Genomic DNA, 16485 nt, shown 5'->3' with positions numbered 1-16485 from the left:
TTCGTCCCTCCTAAGGCCTTACGCCATCATTTTCTTCGCGTTTTCAATAACTTCTTCAATGCTACCAACAAGACGGAACGCATCTTCTGGAAGGTCATCATATTTTCCTTCTAGAATTTCTTTGAAACCACTAACTGTATTTTTTACAGGTACGTAAGAACCTTTTTGACCTGTAAACTGTTCAGCTACGTGGAAGTTTTGTGATAAGAAGAATTGAATACGACGAGCACGATGTACAACTAACTTATCTTCTTCAGATAACTCATCCATACCTAAGATAGCGATGATATCTTGAAGCTCTTTATAACGCTGTAAAGTTTGCTGTACTTGACGAGCTACTCCATAATGCTCTTCTCCTACGATTTCTGGAGAAAGCGCACGAGATGTAGATGCTAATGGATCTACGGCTGGGTAAATACCCATTTGTGTTAAACGACGCTCTAAGTTTGTTGTTGCATCTAAGTGAGCGAACGTTGTAGCTGGTGCTGGATCCGTATAGTCATCGGCTGGTACGTATACCGCTTGGATAGACGTGATAGATCCTTTATTTGTAGATGTAATACGCTCTTGTAATTGACCCATTTCTGTTGCAAGTGTTGGCTGGTAACCTACCGCAGATGGCATACGACCAAGAAGGGCAGATACTTCAGAACCCGCTTGCGTGAAACGGAAGATGTTATCGATGAACAATAGTACGTCTTGTCCTTGCTCATCACGGAAATGTTCAGCCATTGTTAAACCTGTTAATGCAACACGTTGACGTGCTCCAGGTGGCTCGTTCATTTGTCCGAATACCATCGCAGTTTTCTTAATTACGCCAGAATCGCTCATTTCGTGGTATAAGTCGTTACCTTCACGAGTACGCTCACCTACACCAGCGAATACAGAGATACCACCGTGCTCTTGTGCGATGTTATTAATTAATTCCTGAATTAATACTGTTTTACCTACGCCGGCACCACCGAATAGACCAATCTTACCACCCTTAATGTAAGGAGCAAGTAAGTCTACTACTTTAATACCAGTTTCAAGAATTTCTACTTTAGTAGATAACTCTTCGAATGCAGGCGCTTGACGGTGAATTGGATCACGACGTACATCCGCAGGAACATCACCATCTAAGTCAATTGCATCACCTAATACGTTAAATACACGACCAAGTGTTACATCACCAACTGGTACAGAGATTGCTTTACCAGTATCTTCTACTTCTGTGCCACGAACAAGTCCATCTGTGGAAGACATTGCAACTGTACGAACTGTGTCATCACCTAAATGAAGTGCAACTTCAAATGTTAAGTTAATGCTTGCTCCGTTTTCGTTGCTTTGTTTTACCGTAAGGGCGTTGTAGATTTCTGGTAGCTTTCCGCCATCAAACTTAACGTCTACAACCGGACCCATGATTTGCGTAACGCGCCCTTTATTCATCGGGTTCCCTCCTAGCTTTCTTTTAATTAGCCAGCTTTCTAAGAGAAGTCGGCTTTTAATTTTTATTAGTTTATAGCTTACGCGACTCTCCTGTTCTGGACGAGCCGCTTCCGCTTTTTAATACTATTCTAACGCTGCTACTCCACCAACGATTTCCGTAATTTCTTGCGTAATCGCTGCTTGACGCGCACGGTTGAATGAAAGTGTAAGTGAATCGATAACTTCCATTGCGTTGTCTGTAGCACTCTTCATTGCTGTCATACGCGCCGCGTGCTCACTTGCTTTACCGTCTAGTAATGCACCGTACACTAAGCTTTCTGCGTATTGTGGCAATAATACTTTTAAAATTTCTTCTTCAGAAGGTTCGAATTCATAAGCTGTCGTCGGTTTATCAGACGCCACATCCGTAAGCGGTAAAATTTTATTTTCCGTTACTTCTTGTGAAATTTTACTTACATAATGATTGTAGTAAATATACAGCTCATCATAAGCACCATCTGCGAACATCGCAATTGCTCGAGAAGCAATATCTTTAATATCAGTAAATGATGGGTGGTCAGATAATCCAACTACTTCATCAATGATGTTAAAGCCGCGACGTTTTAAATAATCACGTCCTAGTCGTCCAAGCACAATAATTGAATATTGGTTTGAATCCATATTATGACGTTCACGAATTACGTTACTTACTGTACGTAATACGTTACTGTTATAACCACCTGCTAGTCCGCGATCAGATGTAATAACGATGTACCCTGTACGCTTTACAGGACGCGCATTTAGCATTGGATGATTAATCCCTTTACTTCCTTGCGCAATGCTCGCTACTACTTCTTGAATCTTTTCCATATACGGAACGAAAGATTTAGCATTTTGTTCTGCACGGTTTAACTTAGATGCAGATACCATCTCCATCGCTTTCGTAATTTGACTCGTTTTCTTTGTCGAGTTAATCTTCGCTTTTATATCGCGTAAAGATGCCACAGGTTTTCACCACCTTTTTTCCGGAAGTTGGCACGATTAGTAAGAATCCTCTTCCTAATCTACGTTGCAAGATATTCTTGCTCATGATTGAAGGAAAAGAATAGGTGCACCTACTCTTTTCCTTTACATAACCGTCAGCAATCTCAAAGTTTGAGATGCCTTTATATTATCTAGCTCCAGCGGCTTGAATGCTCGGTGGCTTCACTTCTTCCCCCTCACATTCAGAACGAGCCGCTTCCGCTTTTATTTATCTAGTTCCGTCTCCTAGCCCCTTTCGTCTAAGAACCTTCCCCACCAAAAGGTAGAAAGCACCTTTTGTGGGAAAGAACCTTAGCCGATGGGGCTGAACAGTCGACTTGACTTTTAATTATTATTCAGAAGCTACGAATACTTTTTTAAATCCGTTAATTGCCGCTGCAAATTTGTCGTCATCCGCAAGTTTCTTAGTTGTGCGAATTTCGCTTAATAAGTCAGTTGCATTTGAATCTAACCAAGCATGGAATTCTTCTTCGAAACGAGTGATATCTACTACTGGGATATCATCTAGGAATCCACGTGTTAAAGCGTAAAGAATGATAACTTGTTTCTCTACACGTAACGGTTTGTGTAATCCTTGTTTTAATACCTCAACTGTACGAGCACCACGGTTTAATTTCGCTTGTGTTGCTTTATCAAGGTCAGAACCGAACTGAGCGAACGCTTCTAACTCACGATAAGATGCAAGGTCAAGACGAAGTGTACCTGATACTTTACTCATCGCTTTAATCTGAGCTGATCCACCTACACGAGATACAGAAGTACCCGCATCGATTGCTGGACGTACGCCAGAGAAGAATAGGTCAGATTGTAAGAAGATTTGTCCATCCGTAATAGAAATTACGTTTGTTGGGATATAAGCTGATACGTCCCCTGCTTGTGTTTCGATGAAAGGTAGTGCAGTTAAAGAACCGCCGCCTCTTGCATCACTTAATTTTGCTGCACGCTCTAATAAGCGAGAATGTAAGTAGAATACATCCCCTGGATATGCTTCACGACCTGGAGGACGACGTAATAGTAATGAAAGCTCACGGTAAGCCGCTGCTTGTTTTGATAAGTCATCATATACTACTAATACGTGTTTACCATTGTACATGAACTCTTCACCCATTGTTACACCAGCGTAAGGAGCTAGGTACAATAATGGAGCTGGTTGAGAAGCTGATGCAGTTACAACGATTGTGTAATCTAATGCACCGTGCTTACGTAGTGTTTCTACTACGTTACGTACTGTTGATTCTTTTTGTCCGATAGCTACATAGATACAAATCATATCTTCATCTTTTTGGTTAATGATCGTATCAAGTGCAACTGCTGTTTTACCTGTTTGACGGTCACCGATGATTAACTCACGTTGACCACGGCCAATTGGTACAAGAGCATCGATCGCTTTAATACCTGTTTGAAGTGGTTCATGAACAGATTTACGATCCATTACACCTGGTGCTGGACTTTCGATTGGACGAGTGTTTGTTGTATTGATTGGGCCTAAACCATCAACTGGTTGACCTAATGGGTTTACAACACGACCGATTAGTTCTTTTCCTACTGGTACTTGCATGATGCGACCAGTACGACGAACTTCGTCACCTTCACGGATTTCTGTGTAAGGTCCTAAAATAATGATACCTACGTTGTTTTCCTCTAAGTTTTGTGCTAGTCCCATAACGCCATTAGAGAACTCTACAAGTTCACCAGCCATAACGTTATCAAGACCATGAGCACGCGCAATACCGTCACCAACTTGGATAACTGTACCAACATCACTAACTTCGATTTCAGACTGATAGTTCTCGATTTGTTGCTTTATCAGTGCGCTAATTTCTTCAGCTCTGATGCTCATGTGCTTCACCCCTATCTATTCTTCATTAATTCACGCTGAATACGTGCTAATTTTCCTTGTAAGCTTCCGTCGTAAATGCGATTTCCAATACGTACTTTAATGCCGCCTAGTAAATCTTCATCCACAACATTTTTCACGCGAATTGCATCTTTTCCTGTTTTTTTTGCAAATGCTTCTGCAATGTTAAGTTTTTCTTCTTCCGATAGAAGACGAATAGAATATACAGTTGCATCCGCTACGTTACGTTCTTCATTAGCAAGAACAACATATTCATTTGCAATTTCAGGTAGGATATCAATACGCTTGTTATCAATTAAAATATATAACGTATTTAAAATAGATTCAGAAACAGATGCGAATACGTTTGCAAGAAACGTTTTCTTCTGCTCTTTTGAAATGTTCGGTTGCGTTAAAAAGCTATGTAGTTCTCCGTTCTTTGTAAAAACGTTTTGTACAAGGCGTAATTCCTCTTCAAACATTTCTAATACGTGTTTTTCTTTTGCAATTTTGAAAAGAGCGACAGCATAACGTTTTGCTACAATCCCATTGCTCATCGCGCTTCTCCTACTTCTTTAATATAATCACGAATTAACTTCACTTGATCTTCTTCTTTTAATTCTTTTTCAATTACTTTAGAAGCAATATGAACAGATAAAGAAGCAACTTGTTCTTGTAAAGCAGCAATCGCTTGCTCTTTTTCGCGTTGAATTTCTTGTACAGCAGATGTTTTAATTGATTCTGCTTCTTCTTTCGCAGCAGCAACAATAACATCCTTTTGATCTACAGCTTGTTTCTTCGCTCTTTCGATTAACTCTTGTGCTTCAACACGCGATTGTTTTAACATTTCACGTTGTTCTTCTACTAATTTCTTCGCTTCAGCATTACTTCTTTCTGCAGCGTCGATTTCATTAGTAACATGCTCTTCACGTTCTTTCATAATTCCCATTAAAGGACCCCACGCGAATTTGCGTAGCATTACTAATAGAAGTAAGAAAATGAACAATGTATAAGCAATCGTTCCAAATGGAATGGAAGCCCCTAATAATAAAGTTGGCACAAGGATTCACTCCCTTCAAAATATCTAAATTGATCATATGAAAAAAAAAGACATACGTTTCGTTCATAAAGCAATGGCGAAGAAAGTTCGGAAAAACACTCTTCGCCATCTATGTAAGGGGAGTCTCCCTTATTTGTTCATTACGATGAAAGCAATAACTACACCGATAATTGGAAGTGCCTCAACTAATGCAACCCCGATGAACATAATTGTTTGAAGTGCGCCTTTTAATTCTGGTTGACGAGCAACACCTTCGATTGTACGTGATACGATAAGACCGTTACCAATACCTGCACCTAATGCTGATAAACCAATTGCAATTGCAGCTGCGATTACACCTAAACTCATTTAATTTGTCCTCCTTTGTATTATAAAAAAATAAATTTTTTCTTACTTAAATTATATTAATGGTCATGGCTTACTTTATGAGCCATATAAACCATCGTTAACATTACGAAAATAAATGACTGGATTGAACCAACGAATACGCTGAATCCCATCCATGCTAACATCGGTACAAGTGCACCTAATGCTCCTAAGAATGATGCCCCGCCTAACTTAGCAAGTAATCCTAATAAGATTTCACCTGCGTAAATGTTACCAAATAAACGAAGACCTAACGTTAATGTGTTAGCAAACTCCTCAATAACCTTTAATGGGAATAAGAATTTCATAGGTTGGAAATAACCTTTAACATATTCTTTCGTACCCTTCATCTTAATTCCATAATAATGGGTGAGGGTAACTACCATCACGGCTAATGTTAATGCAACTGCTGGATCAGACGTTGGTGATCTCCACCATGCAATATGTTCGCCAGCCTCAACTGTTGAATACATGAATGGTAAACCAAGGAAGTTCGATACGATGATAAACATGATAAGCGTAACGCCAAGCGTTAAGAAACGTCCACCTGTTTTCCAATCCATCGTACTATTGATAATCCCTTTCACGAAGTCAAACACCCATTCCATGAAATTTTGCATCCCGGTTGGGCGAAGCGCTAAGCTGCGAGTTCCGATAACAGCGATTAAGAAAACAATAACTGCTGCTACAGTAACCATCATAACTGATGACAAATCGAACGTTAAACCTAGAAATTCAACTAATTTACCGTGTTCCACTAGTAATTCACCTCTCTTCCCTGCTCGTATACTCTAAATAAAGAAAATCTATGATCATGACAAGGTATCCTGTCAGCAATCCTACACCTAAGCCCCACATCGCAATTAACTCTTGATATTTGGCTGCAAATAAAATTAGTAACCCAATCGTGGCGAATCTTGAATATGTACTTACCGCTGTCGCCTTAAACTTCACGTTTTCTCCATTTGTTACGCGATCTAATAGCTTGTCTGTTCTACGTGCAATGATGCGCAAACTAAGAAAACTGAAAATCGTTCCGATAATCAGCCCAAGAAATACATCCTTGTAAGAGGTAATTCCCCATCCTAGCACTAGAAGCGCAAGCAAGTAGTACATATATTTCTTTTGTCGTTGGACAAGTCCATGTACGTCTATCATCATTGCTCTCCCGAATAGTAATGTTGAATGAGTCGAATCATTGCGTATACCCCTGTTCCTAACCCGAGTAATAACCCTATAATAAGAAACAACGGAAACGTTCCAACCTTATTATCAATCCATTGCCCACCAAAGATTCCGATAAGAATAGAACCAACTAACTGAGCAAGTATTCCTGACATTAAAGCATACGCTTTTATATGGCTGCGATCGTTTTTTTGCAAGGATTCATCCCTCCAATATGTAACCCTCATTCACGATGTGTTAATAATAACTCATTTTTCTGCATAAATTCTATACAAAATAAAAAGTTTACATTTTCGTCACGGAATAGATGCATTTTTGTCACTGAAAGCCCTACCATCTATCCCCGTTGTTAGCATACAATAGGGTATTAACAGTGTCAACGAGAAATCGTAAAAAATCAAAAAATTTGAGTATTAGGCATTTCCTCCCAAAAATGAAAACGTTCCCCTTCTAAATACTGGTTAGAGATATGCAATTTCTAACAGTTTTCTCTTTATAATAGAAGAAAATGTTCACAAGTTTGTCACTATTATATTTTTAAGATATAGCGCTTTCCTTCCATAATATAGTGTCCCCGAGACGTAAGACTTCTATATTATATGTGATGTGTATATAACTTATGTTGTATATACCCTGTATATTTATCTCCCCCTCCCCCGTGCGCTGAGGGCGAAAAAAAACGAGAGGGGAATCCCCCTCTCGTCTGTTGTCTTACTTCGTTCCGAATAAACGGTCACCAGCATCACCAAGACCTGGAACTACATAACCATGGTCATTTAACTTCTCATCTAATGCTGCTACATAAATATCAACATCAGGATGCTCTTCCTGCACTACTTTTACTCCTTCTGGAGCAGCTACGATACACATTAATTTAATTTGCTTTGCACCGCGCTTTTTCAGAGAATTAATTGCTTCAGCCGCAGAACCACCTGTTGCTAGCATCGGATCTAGTACGATAAAATCACGCTCTTCTACATCCGTTGGAAGTTTCACATAGTATTCTACCGGTTGCAATGTTTCAGGGTCACGGTATAAACCAACGTGTCCTACTTTTGCTGCTGGAATTAATTTCAGAATTCCATCAACCATTCCTAAACCTGCACGTAAAATCGGAATTAAACCAAGTTTTTTACCAGCGATCACTTTTGTTGTCGCTTTGCTTACAGGTGTTTCAATTTCAATGTCTTCAAGTGGAAGGTCACGAGTAATCTCGAAAGCCATTAAGCTTGCTACTTCGTCCACTAATTCACGAAAATCTTTCGTACCTGTATTCTTATCGCGAATATATGTAATCTTATGTTGAATTAACGGGTGATCAAATACATACAGTTTTCCCATGTGAATCTCTCCTTTAGATGATATTCATGCGTTTACACGCTTCTTTACACTATTTACGATTGTAAAGAAAACGCTACTAATATTCAAGGGTAAATTTGGTAAAATCATGATTTTACGATGAATCTATCTAGTATCTTTACCAATTATGGGAGCTGTATCCTTCATTATATCGCCAAAATTTATTCATCATTTGTATACATACTTTAAAAACAATATATGTCCACAAAAAAAGACTACTAAAACAATTACGTTTCAGCAGTCTTTTTTAATCTATTATAGATTTGTATACATTGGGAATTTGCTCGTTAACGCTTCTACACGTTTGCGCGCTTCTTCTAGTTCAGCTTCATTCTCATGATTTTTTAATGTATGAGCAATAATTGCTGCAATCTCATCCATTTCTTCTAAACCGAAATCACGTGATGTTACCGCCGCTGTACCGATACGTACACCGCTTGTTACAAATGGGCTTGCTGTTTCAAATGGAATCGTATTTTTATTCACTGTAATACCAACTTCATCTAATACGTGCTCTGCTACTTTACCTGTAATTTCCAAGTTACGAACATCAATTAAGATTAAATGATTGTCTGTTCCACCAGAAACAAGTGTAAGTCCTTCCTTTTGAAGGCCTTCAGCTAAACGATTCGCATTATTAATGATATTTTGTGCATATGTTTTAAACTCATCTTGTAGTGTCTCACCAAATGCAACAGCTTTTGCAGCAATTACATGCATAAGCGGGCCACCTTGAATACCAGGGAAGATTGATTTATCAATTTGTTTTGCAAATTGCTCTTCACATAAAATCATACCGCCACGTGGGCCACGTAATGTTTTATGTGTTGTTGTTGTAACAAAATGTGCATGTGGTACTGGATTTGGATGTAAACCAGCTGCTACTAAACCGGCGATATGTGCCATATCAACCATTAAGTACGCACCCACTTCATCTGCAATCTCACGGAATCGTTTGAAATCGATAACACGAGGATATGCACTTGCACCTGCAACGATTAATTTTGGTTTATGTTCTTTCGCTTTTGCTAATACATCATCGTAATTAATACGGTGAGATTCAGCATCCACGCCATATTCTACGAAATTATATTGTACTCCACTGAAGTTAACAGGGCTTCCGTGTGTTAAGTGACCACCATGAGATAAATTCATGCCAAGTACTGTATCGCCTTGCTCTAAAATCGTGAAGTATACTGCCATGTTCGCTTGTGCACCAGAATGTGGTTGAACATTTACATGCTCTGCGCCAAAAATTTCTTTCGCGCGATCACGTGCGATATCTTCTACTACGTCTACGTGTTCACAACCACCATAGTAACGTTTTCCAGGATATCCTTCAGCATACTTATTCGTTAGAACAGAACCTTGCGCCTCCATTACTGCTTCACTTACGAAGTTTTCCGAAGCAATTAACTCGATCTTTGAACGCTGTCTTCCTAGTTCTGCCTCAATTGCAGCAAATACCTTTTCATCTTGACGTTTTAAATGATTCACCAAAATCCCCCTTTTCTGAACGAATTACATCAATTCCCAATAGTTTTTTCTCATTTATTCAGAAAAAACGAAAATTCAGGTTGTAATTCTTTCGAACCTTCATGTTTTCAACTACATTCTAACATGACTTTCTATATCATAAAAGAAAAAAAAAGACCAAAATTGGTCTTTTCTTTCTTCTATTATAAAGTCAGACTACATACCTTTTACCTTTCGATATACAGCTGTTATAAGACTTTATAATTTTTCATGTTTAACGGCAAGGAATAGCTTCTTCATTTGCCGCATAAACGGCACGTGCTCCACCTATTAGTTTCCCACGTGTTTTCGCCATCGTTACATGCGCACTTCCTATTTCCTTCACACTTGTACGAACCGGTACAGCTACATGCTTTAAATGCATACCTATAAATGTATCGCCGATATCCATTCCTGCATCTGCTTTAATAAACTCAATTACTACCGGATCTTTAAAATTGTGATACGCATACGTCGCTAATGCACCACCTGCTGATCTAACAGGCGTAACTGTTACAATTTCAAATTGATATTTCATCGCTACATCTCTCTCAACTACTAAAGCACGATTTAAATGCTCACAACATTGAAACGCCAATTCAATACCTGTTCTCTCTTGAAATTGTTTTAATTCAGAAAAAATCGCCTCTGCCACTTCCATCGTTCCTGATGTTCCAATTCTTTCACCTAGCACTTCGCTCGTGCTACACCCCACTACAAAAATTTGGCCTCTTTGCAGCGTGGCTTGTTCTTGGAAATCAGAAAGCGACATTTGTAGCTGTTCTCTTACCTTTACGATTTCTGTCATTACGCCTCTTCCTTTCACAGGTTGGTTCACCAAATTATATTTCATACTACTTATAGTTAGAATCTATTACTTTGTTTCGTACGTTTTAATTTTTCCTACGCGGTTTTCGTGACGGCCACCTTCATAGTCAGTTGTTAGCCAAATTTTCGCGATATCACGCGCTAGACCAGCTCCAATTACACGCTCGCCCATCGCTAACATGTTAGTGTCATTATGCTCTCTCGTCGCTTTCGCACTGAAAGTATCATGAACTAATGCACAACGAATACCATTTACTTTGTTTGCTGCGATTGACATACCAATGCCTGTCCCGCAAACTAAAATACCACGATCCACTTCACCATTCGCGACCATTTCTGCTGCTGGAAACGCAAAATCAGGGTAATCAACAGAACCAGCTTCACATTCACAACCTAAATCAATATATTCAATATTTAGCTCTTCTAATAAACTTACAAGTTCTTTACGGATATTCATACCGCCGTGATCAGATGCTACTACTACTTTCATTTTTACCCCTCCGAAGTTTCAATCAATTATCTTCATTTCACACTCGCTACCTAAATGGAACAAAGTGATCTCCAATATCGTATTATACACGAAACATCAACCTTCTGAATGTTTTTTCAGTAAAGTTTGTACAAGTTTTTCCATCTCTTCTAACGTTTCTTTATAAATAGAAAGCGATCCGCCAAATGGATCTGAAATATCCTTACTTACACCCTCAGTTAATCCATATAATGTATCCAATTTCTTTTCCACGCTCGGATAATACCCAAGTACAATTTGCTTATGGTTTTCCGTCATTGTTACTACAATGTCCGCCCAATCAACCAAAGTATCGTTTACCTGCTGCGCGGCATGATCGATTACAATTCCTTTTTCAGCTAAAGCTTCCTTTGCATGTATCGACACATCGCTTCCAGGATAGGCGAAGACACCAGCAGATTGCACTTCAAATTTACCTTCTCCATAATGACGAAGCAAAGCCTCAGCCATCGGACTACGGCATGTATTTCCTGTGCAAACAAATAACACCCGTTTCATCTAAACCCACCCCTTTTTTTCTGTTTCCTACATTTATCCCGATTGGTGAAGGCTAATAATCAGCGGGGGATGAACACCCTCCACTCATTAAAGTTTCACTTTATCATAGCGTACATTAGAATAGAACAAAAGAAATGTGAATATACGAAAGGCGCATTTTTCTTATATTTTTTCTAAGAAAAATGCGCCTTATTCACATATATGAAACCCTATTTCCAAGTGCCCAAAGTATTTTACCATACATAATGAACACACTACGAAACAAAATAAGGAATCCATTTCATATGAAACGGATTCCTTCTATCAAATAATTATTTCATTGTAACTTTCATTACTTCTGTTGAACCTTTTGTAGCTGTTACACCTACAGTTGTCTTAATAGACTCAGCTGCATCTGTGTTTGTAATAACGATTGGAGTAATTGTGCTTTTCGCTTTTTCACGAATTAATTCTAAGTCAAATGAGATTAATTTATCTCCAGCTTTTACAGCTTGTCCTTCAGAAACGTGAGCTTCGAAACCTTCACCTTCCATTTTTACAGTTTCTAATCCAACGTGGATTAAAATTTCTGTACCGTTTTTCGCTTTAATTCCAATAGCATGTTTCGTGTGGAATAATTGTACGATTTCACCATCAACTGGAGATACAACTACACCTTCAGTAGGATCGATCGCAACACCGTCACCCATCATACGACCAGCGAATACTGGATCTGGTACTTCTTCAATATTTTTCACTGCTCCAGTTAATGGAGCTACGATTGTTTCTTCATTTGTTTTTGAACCAAAACCGAATAATTTTTTAAACATAGGATAGTCCTCCTTATAATTTACCTAAAAGTTTATAGGGCAATCTCTATTCAAGATCGAAATACACGTAAGACTTCATACTTCGAATGTTATACTGTAAAAACTCTTTCGAAATAAATCATGTCATTACTACTAGACTCTTATTGTAGCGCTTCACAAAATTCCAGTCAATTCTGATTGTCTGAATAACAATGAGAAGTTAACTTCTACTTATATTTTCTCTTTTTTTCACTTACTTGTCTAGAGGTCTTTACTACATTTTATTTTTTGTTGTTAATTTGTAAAATTCCTTTCAAATTTTTGTTAAAATCCACTTGACTAAAGTAAGTAACTATTTTATTATTACTTACATAAGATAAGTTAATAACTTTTAGGAGGTTTTTTTAAAATGATGGATATCGGTCTTCTTATTATTCGTCTTATTATAGGAATTACATTCATGGGTCATGGTGCTCAAAAATTATTTGGTTGGTTCGGCGGTTACGGCTTAAAGGGAACTGGCGGCTGGATGGAGTCAATCGGCTTACGTCCTGGTGTATTTATGGCATTTATGGCTGGCGCAACTGAACTATTAGGTGGTTTCTTATTCGCAGCAGGTATTTTCACTGTAGTTGGTTCATTATTTATCGTAGGAACAATGTTAGTAGCAATTTTCACAGTTCACGGAAAAAATGGTTACTGGGTAACACAAAACGGATTCGAATATAATTTAATGTTAATCGCTGTCGCTATCGGTGTAGCTTTAATTGGACCTGGCGCTTACGTTTTACTTTAATATTTATCTCTATTTCAAGATATTTACCAAAAAAGAGATTACTTCAGTACAATCGAGGTAATCTCTTTTTTTACATCATCAAAAAAATATTATTTTCAGCAGGAGATTCCCATTGATATCTTGTAAAGGAACAATAAGTATTCATATTTAGAAAGGGGATTACAACATGTTATCCATTAATCCAAACGAACAAATTGAAAAAGATAATTACAAATTACTAACAGGAAGTATCATTCCACGTCCTGTTGCATTCGTTACTTCTGTAACTAAAGATGGCGTATTGAACGGTGCGCCATATAGTTATTTCAATATCGTCGCTGCCAATCCACCACTTATTTCAGTTTCAGTACAACGCAAAGAAGGAAAACAGAAAGACACTTCCAGAAACGCAATAGAAAAAGGGGAATTTGTCGTACATATTTCTGATGAATCTTACGTAGAAGCGATCAATGAAACAGCAGCGAACCTACCTCCTAATGAAAGTGAAATCGAATTAGCAAAACTAACACCGATTGACAGTGATGTCATTTCAGTACCAGGGGTTAAAGAAGCAAACATTCGAATGGAGTGCATATTAGAACGCGCTATCCCACTCGGCGGAACCGAAGACTCGCCAGCTTGTGACCTACTAATCGGCCGCGTCGTTCGCTTTCACGTCGCTGAACACTTATACGAAAACGGCCGAATTCACGCCGAAGAACTAAAACCAATAAGCCGCCTAGCAGGACACAACTACGCAAAACTAGGAGAACAATTTGAATTAGTGAGGCCCATTTAAAGGCGGAAGCGGCTCGCTCAGAATGAGAGGGGGATGGAGCTCCTGACGTAGAGGCGCTTTTTGCCTCGCAGGAAGGCGCGAAGCCACCGACCATTCTAGCCGCTGAAGCTGGATACATTTAAAAGTGGAAGGGGCCCGCTTAGCTCTGACCAGCTAAGGTTCTCTCGCACAAAAGGTGCTTTATACCTTTAGTGCGGGAGGTTCTTAGACGCGAAGAGCTGGCCACTGGAACTGGATACCACCGAAAAGCTCCAGCTTCATCACTCAAACATAACCCCCCGCTTTCAGCGGGGGGTTTTTTATCGTAATTCTTCGTTCTTCTCCTCTAATGCCGGGAATTTCTCTTTTTTAGATCTACCAAGCTTTATTACAAAGAAATATAAGGAAAGTAACGTAATAAGGAAAACAATTAAAAACGGGTACGGAGAATAAAAAGTACGCGCCGCCTCCGATTTTCCTGCAACAAACTTCAATGACTCAATATCTAAAAACTCAGCAAACATTTGTACACCGAGCATACTGAACCAAAAAACAAAAAAACTAATAATAATACCAAAAACTTGCTTCAATCTCGTCATTCATCTCATCCTTTCTATATTTGTAATTTTTTAGTGTGATCAATATAGTACAAACGAAACTATGCACAGAAAGGAACTATCTCACCATTCACGAATTAACTTAATCCAACCTAACATCGAAATTTGCAAAATAACACCCAATATTATAAGTCTTCTTAGCCATCGAGGAAAGAAGGTTAAAAGCTTAACATACCATTCCAATAGCTTGTTCATAATTCCCTCCTACATAAAATTATATAGGAAAAAGGAGATATAATCCAAACCCAACAAGAATAATACCACCTACTATTTCACCGTATGTGCCAAGTATATTTTTGGCATGGCTACCAAGCAATAAACCCATCCAAGCCAGTAACATACTTATTAGTCCGAACAATAATATCGTAATAATTGTCTCTGCTCCGTAAATTCCAAGACTAAGACCTACTGAAAAACTATCTATACTGACACCAAATGCAAATACAAATAAACTAATTCCAATTGGAGCAGTTCTAGTCTCTTCCCCTTCTAAAATAGACGAATATACGATATAGAACCCTAGCCCAATTAATAAAATAGCTCCTGCAAAGTTTGCGACATCCCCATACCTCTCTGATAGAAAACGCCCTAGTACCATTCCGATAAATGGCATAATAATATGAAATATCCCAATCGTCATACCTATATAAAGGATTTGTCTTAACTTTAATGTTACCATCCCCATACCGAGGCTCACTGAAAATGCATCCATCCCCAGGGCAAATGCCATAATTATTAAAGGTATTAATTGTTCAAGTGTCATTCATATCCCCCCTCGGACGTGCTACTTCACAATATGCTTATCCGAGGAGAAATATTCTGTTTGCTAAAGGTACATTATCATTCAATAATAATCTGATGCCCCGCAGCTTTTGTTAAACGATTCATAATTGCATTTCCTATGCCTTCATTCGGGAATGATTCACTAAAAATAACATCTACTTCACTTGCATCAAACGTTCTAAGTACATCATATAACTTAGTCGCAACGCTGGCTAAATCACTTCGCACACCACAAGACAATACAACATCTGCACTATACACATGCTGATACTCTTCTGTCGTTAATACACCTACTTTAAATCCTTCTTTCTTTTTCTCATCCACAATACGTTGAATAAACTCACGGGACCCTTCAACAATACTAAGTGGCGCTTTCGGTGCATAATGTGTATATTTCATTCCAGGTGATTTCGGTTTTTCTTTCTCATCCTTTAAAGCTGGATCTAAAGAAACATTTCCTATCACGGCCTCTAATTGCTCCTTCGTAATCCCACCTGGACGTAAAATCGTCGGAACTTCGCTCGTACAATCAATTACAGTTGATTCAACGCCTACTCCTGTTGCCCCGCCATCAACAATACCAGCAATTTTCCCATTTAAATCTTCATACACATGAGAAGCTAACGTTGGACTTGGGCGTCCTGAACGATTCGCACTCGGTGCCGCAACAGGCACGTTTGCCTCTTCAATAAGGGCGAGCGCTACTGGATGATCCGGCATCCTCACTCCGACTGTATTAAGTCCTGCCGTAACTCTCTCTGAAATCCCTTTTTTTCTCGGTAAAATGATTGTTAATGGTCCTGGCCAAAAATGCTCCATTAACTTTTCTGCAACCGGCGGAATTTCTCTTACGATACCATCTAACTGAGATTTTGTTCCTATGTGAACAATCAGTGGATTATCGCTCGGTCTCCCTTTCGCTTCAAAAATTTTCGCTATCGCTTCATCATCCATTGCGTTTGCTCCTAACCCATATACCGTTTCCGTTGGGAAGGCTACCGCTTCATTTTCTCTTAATAATCTTGCTGCTTCTTTTAATTGTGGATAATATTTTTTTCTTTCCACAACATTATCCACAACCCACATATTTGTATGCATTTTTTCCCACGTCCTTTT

At 38.7% G+C, this 16485-nt stretch carries 22 protein-coding genes; 2 read left to right on the top strand and 20 right to left on the bottom strand.

The window, feature by feature from the left end; translation table 11 throughout:
- Positions 1-18 precede the first annotated feature (18 nt).
- The 16 genes from atpD to BG05_RS05260 all read right to left on the bottom strand — a co-directional run bounded on the left by atpD (position 19) and on the right by BG05_RS05260 (position 12437).
- On the bottom strand, positions 19-1428 hold the full coding sequence (gene atpD, locus BG05_RS05335) for a F0F1 ATP synthase subunit beta (RefSeq protein WP_002016281.1): 1410 nt from the start codon (positions 1426-1428) through the stop codon (positions 19-21).
- A gap of 123 nt (positions 1429-1551) precedes the next feature.
- Positions 1552-2412 carry a F0F1 ATP synthase subunit gamma gene (gene atpG, locus BG05_RS05330; protein WP_002016283.1) on the bottom strand — a complete coding sequence of 287 codons (861 nt, stop codon included), beginning with the start codon at positions 2410-2412 and terminating at the stop codon, positions 1552-1554.
- 370 nt (positions 2413-2782) lie between these two features.
- Positions 2783-4291, bottom strand: a complete 1509-nt coding sequence (gene atpA, locus BG05_RS05325; protein WP_002016284.1) for a F0F1 ATP synthase subunit alpha — start codon at positions 4289-4291, stop codon at positions 2783-2785.
- 11 nt (positions 4292-4302) lie between these two features.
- The gene (gene atpH, locus BG05_RS05320; protein WP_002130060.1) at positions 4303-4845 is read right to left on the bottom strand and encodes a F0F1 ATP synthase subunit delta; all 543 of its coding nucleotides are present in this window, start codon (positions 4843-4845) and stop codon (positions 4303-4305) included.
- Positions 4842-5348 carry a F0F1 ATP synthase subunit B gene (gene atpF, locus BG05_RS05315; protein WP_002016287.1) on the bottom strand — a complete coding sequence of 169 codons (507 nt, stop codon included), beginning with the start codon at positions 5346-5348 and terminating at the stop codon, positions 4842-4844. The genes atpH and atpF overlap by 4 nt, the downstream gene beginning before the upstream one ends.
- Positions 5349-5477: 129 nt before the next feature.
- On the bottom strand, positions 5478-5696 hold the full coding sequence (atpE, locus tag BG05_RS05310) for a F0F1 ATP synthase subunit C (RefSeq protein ID WP_000052064.1): 219 nt from the start codon (positions 5694-5696) through the stop codon (positions 5478-5480).
- A gap of 56 nt (positions 5697-5752) precedes the next feature.
- Entirely contained in the window at positions 5753-6472 is a 720-nt protein-coding gene (gene atpB / locus BG05_RS05305; protein ID WP_000399874.1) for a F0F1 ATP synthase subunit A, read from the bottom strand.
- 7 nt (positions 6473-6479) lie between these two features.
- Positions 6480-6872 carry an ATP synthase subunit I gene (locus BG05_RS05300; protein ID WP_002016288.1) on the bottom strand — a complete coding sequence of 131 codons (393 nt, stop codon included), beginning with the start codon at positions 6870-6872 and terminating at the stop codon, positions 6480-6482.
- Entirely contained in the window at positions 6872-7096 is a 225-nt protein-coding gene (locus tag BG05_RS05295; protein ID WP_002089742.1) for an AtpZ/AtpI family protein, read from the bottom strand. The genes BG05_RS05300 and BG05_RS05295 overlap by 1 nt, the downstream gene beginning before the upstream one ends.
- Before the next feature lie 26 nt (positions 7097-7122).
- On the bottom strand, positions 7123-7236 hold the full coding sequence (locus BG05_RS05290; protein WP_000232963.1) for a DUF4024 domain-containing protein: 114 nt from the start codon (positions 7234-7236) through the stop codon (positions 7123-7125).
- Positions 7237-7610: 374 nt separating this feature from the next.
- Positions 7611-8240, bottom strand: a complete 630-nt coding sequence (gene upp, locus BG05_RS05285) for a uracil phosphoribosyltransferase (RefSeq protein ID WP_002034907.1) — start codon at positions 8238-8240, stop codon at positions 7611-7613.
- A gap of 273 nt (positions 8241-8513) precedes the next feature.
- A complete protein-coding gene (gene glyA, locus BG05_RS05280; RefSeq protein ID WP_002034906.1) occupies positions 8514-9755 on the bottom strand; it encodes a serine hydroxymethyltransferase in 1242 nt (413 codons plus the stop codon).
- A gap of 253 nt (positions 9756-10008) precedes the next feature.
- Positions 10009-10581, bottom strand: coding sequence for a TIGR01440 family protein (locus BG05_RS05275; RefSeq protein ID WP_002089746.1), 573 nt, complete (start codon positions 10579-10581; stop codon positions 10009-10011).
- A gap of 66 nt (positions 10582-10647) precedes the next feature.
- On the bottom strand, positions 10648-11091 hold the full coding sequence (gene rpiB, locus BG05_RS05270) for a ribose 5-phosphate isomerase B (protein ID WP_000869917.1): 444 nt from the start codon (positions 11089-11091) through the stop codon (positions 10648-10650).
- Between the two features lie 96 nt (positions 11092-11187).
- Positions 11188-11628, bottom strand: a complete 441-nt coding sequence (locus tag BG05_RS05265; RefSeq protein ID WP_002130066.1) for a low molecular weight protein arginine phosphatase — start codon at positions 11626-11628, stop codon at positions 11188-11190.
- Between the two features lie 311 nt (positions 11629-11939).
- Positions 11940-12437: a PTS sugar transporter subunit IIA gene (locus BG05_RS05260; RefSeq protein ID WP_002016294.1), complete on the bottom strand. Its 498-nt coding sequence runs from the start codon at positions 12435-12437 to the stop codon at positions 11940-11942.
- A 388-nt stretch (positions 12438-12825) separates the two neighbouring features.
- Here BG05_RS05260 and BG05_RS05255 point away from each other — a divergent pair, with 388 nt between their 5' ends.
- Positions 12826-13212, top strand: coding sequence for a DoxX family protein (locus tag BG05_RS05255; protein WP_002068579.1), 387 nt, complete (start codon positions 12826-12828; stop codon positions 13210-13212).
- 166 nt (positions 13213-13378) lie between these two features.
- A complete protein-coding gene (locus BG05_RS05250) occupies positions 13379-13990 on the top strand; it encodes a flavin reductase family protein (RefSeq protein WP_003192491.1) in 612 nt (203 codons plus the stop codon).
- 299 nt (positions 13991-14289) lie between these two features.
- Here the strand turns inward: BG05_RS05250 and BG05_RS05245 are convergent, their stop codons facing one another.
- The 4 genes from BG05_RS05245 to BG05_RS05235 form a co-directional block, all read right to left on the bottom strand.
- Complete coding sequence (locus BG05_RS05245; RefSeq protein WP_002034899.1) at positions 14290-14568, bottom strand: DUF3935 domain-containing protein; 279 nt, start codon at positions 14566-14568, stop codon at positions 14290-14292.
- 81 nt (positions 14569-14649) lie between these two features.
- Entirely contained in the window at positions 14650-14781 is a 132-nt protein-coding gene (locus BG05_RS31820; protein ID WP_002139014.1) for a hypothetical protein, read from the bottom strand.
- Positions 14782-14800: 19 nt separating this feature from the next.
- Positions 14801-15349 carry a manganese efflux pump MntP gene (locus BG05_RS05240; protein ID WP_002016298.1) on the bottom strand — a complete coding sequence of 183 codons (549 nt, stop codon included), beginning with the start codon at positions 15347-15349 and terminating at the stop codon, positions 14801-14803.
- A 77-nt stretch (positions 15350-15426) separates the two neighbouring features.
- On the bottom strand, positions 15427-16467 hold the full coding sequence (locus tag BG05_RS05235; RefSeq protein WP_002016299.1) for an L-threonylcarbamoyladenylate synthase: 1041 nt from the start codon (positions 16465-16467) through the stop codon (positions 15427-15429).
- Positions 16468-16485: the final 18 nt, after the last annotated feature.

The sequence above is a fragment of the Bacillus mycoides genome, from assembly GCF_000832605.1.
Classification (GTDB): Bacteria; Bacillota; Bacilli; order Bacillales; family Bacillaceae_G; genus Bacillus_A; species Bacillus_A mycoides.
The sequence above is the reverse complement of the archived record's forward strand: the minus strand, read 5'-3'. Positions and strand labels throughout refer to the sequence as shown.

Excerpts from the sequence above, each read along its gene's own strand:
- BG05_RS05240 (WP_002016298.1), bottom strand. The coding sequence starts at position 15,349 with ATGACACTTGAACAATTAATACCTTTAATAATTATGGCATTTGCCCTG.
- atpH (WP_002130060.1), bottom strand. The coding sequence starts at position 4,845 with ATGAGCAATGGGATTGTAGCAAAACGTTATGCTGTCGCTCTTTTCAAA.
- atpA (WP_002016284.1), bottom strand. The coding sequence starts at position 4,291 with ATGAGCATCAGAGCTGAAGAAATTAGCGCACTGATAAAGCAACAAATC.
- BG05_RS05275 (WP_002089746.1), bottom strand. The coding sequence starts at position 10,581 with ATGACAGAAATCGTAAAGGTAAGAGAACAGCTACAAATGTCGCTTTCT.
- BG05_RS05235 (WP_002016299.1), bottom strand. The coding sequence starts at position 16,467 with ATGCATACAAATATGTGGGTTGTGGATAATGTTGTGGAAAGAAAAAAA.
- BG05_RS05245 (WP_002034899.1), bottom strand. The coding sequence starts at position 14,568 with ATGACGAGATTGAAGCAAGTTTTTGGTATTATTATTAGTTTTTTTGTT.
- atpD (WP_002016281.1), bottom strand. The coding sequence starts at position 1,428 with ATGAATAAAGGGCGCGTTACGCAAATCATGGGTCCGGTTGTAGACGTT.
- BG05_RS05255 (WP_002068579.1), top strand. The coding sequence starts at position 12,826 with ATGATGGATATCGGTCTTCTTATTATTCGTCTTATTATAGGAATTACA.
- BG05_RS05265 (WP_002130066.1), bottom strand. The coding sequence starts at position 11,628 with ATGAAACGGGTGTTATTTGTTTGCACAGGAAATACATGCCGTAGTCCG.
- atpE (WP_000052064.1), bottom strand. The coding sequence starts at position 5,696 with ATGAGTTTAGGTGTAATCGCAGCTGCAATTGCAATTGGTTTATCAGCA.
- BG05_RS05250 (WP_003192491.1), top strand. The coding sequence starts at position 13,379 with ATGTTATCCATTAATCCAAACGAACAAATTGAAAAAGATAATTACAAA.
- BG05_RS31820 (WP_002139014.1), bottom strand. The coding sequence starts at position 14,781 with ATGAACAAGCTATTGGAATGGTATGTTAAGCTTTTAACCTTCTTTCCT.
- BG05_RS05290 (WP_000232963.1), bottom strand. The coding sequence starts at position 7,236 with ATGGTAGGGCTTTCAGTGACAAAAATGCATCTATTCCGTGACGAAAAT.
- BG05_RS05260 (WP_002016294.1), bottom strand. The coding sequence starts at position 12,437 with ATGTTTAAAAAATTATTCGGTTTTGGTTCAAAAACAAATGAAGAAACA.
- BG05_RS05300 (WP_002016288.1), bottom strand. The coding sequence starts at position 6,872 with ATGATAGACGTACATGGACTTGTCCAACGACAAAAGAAATATATGTAC.
- upp (WP_002034907.1), bottom strand. The coding sequence starts at position 8,240 with ATGGGAAAACTGTATGTATTTGATCACCCGTTAATTCAACATAAGATT.
- rpiB (WP_000869917.1), bottom strand. The coding sequence starts at position 11,091 with ATGAAAGTAGTAGTAGCATCTGATCACGGCGGTATGAATATCCGTAAA.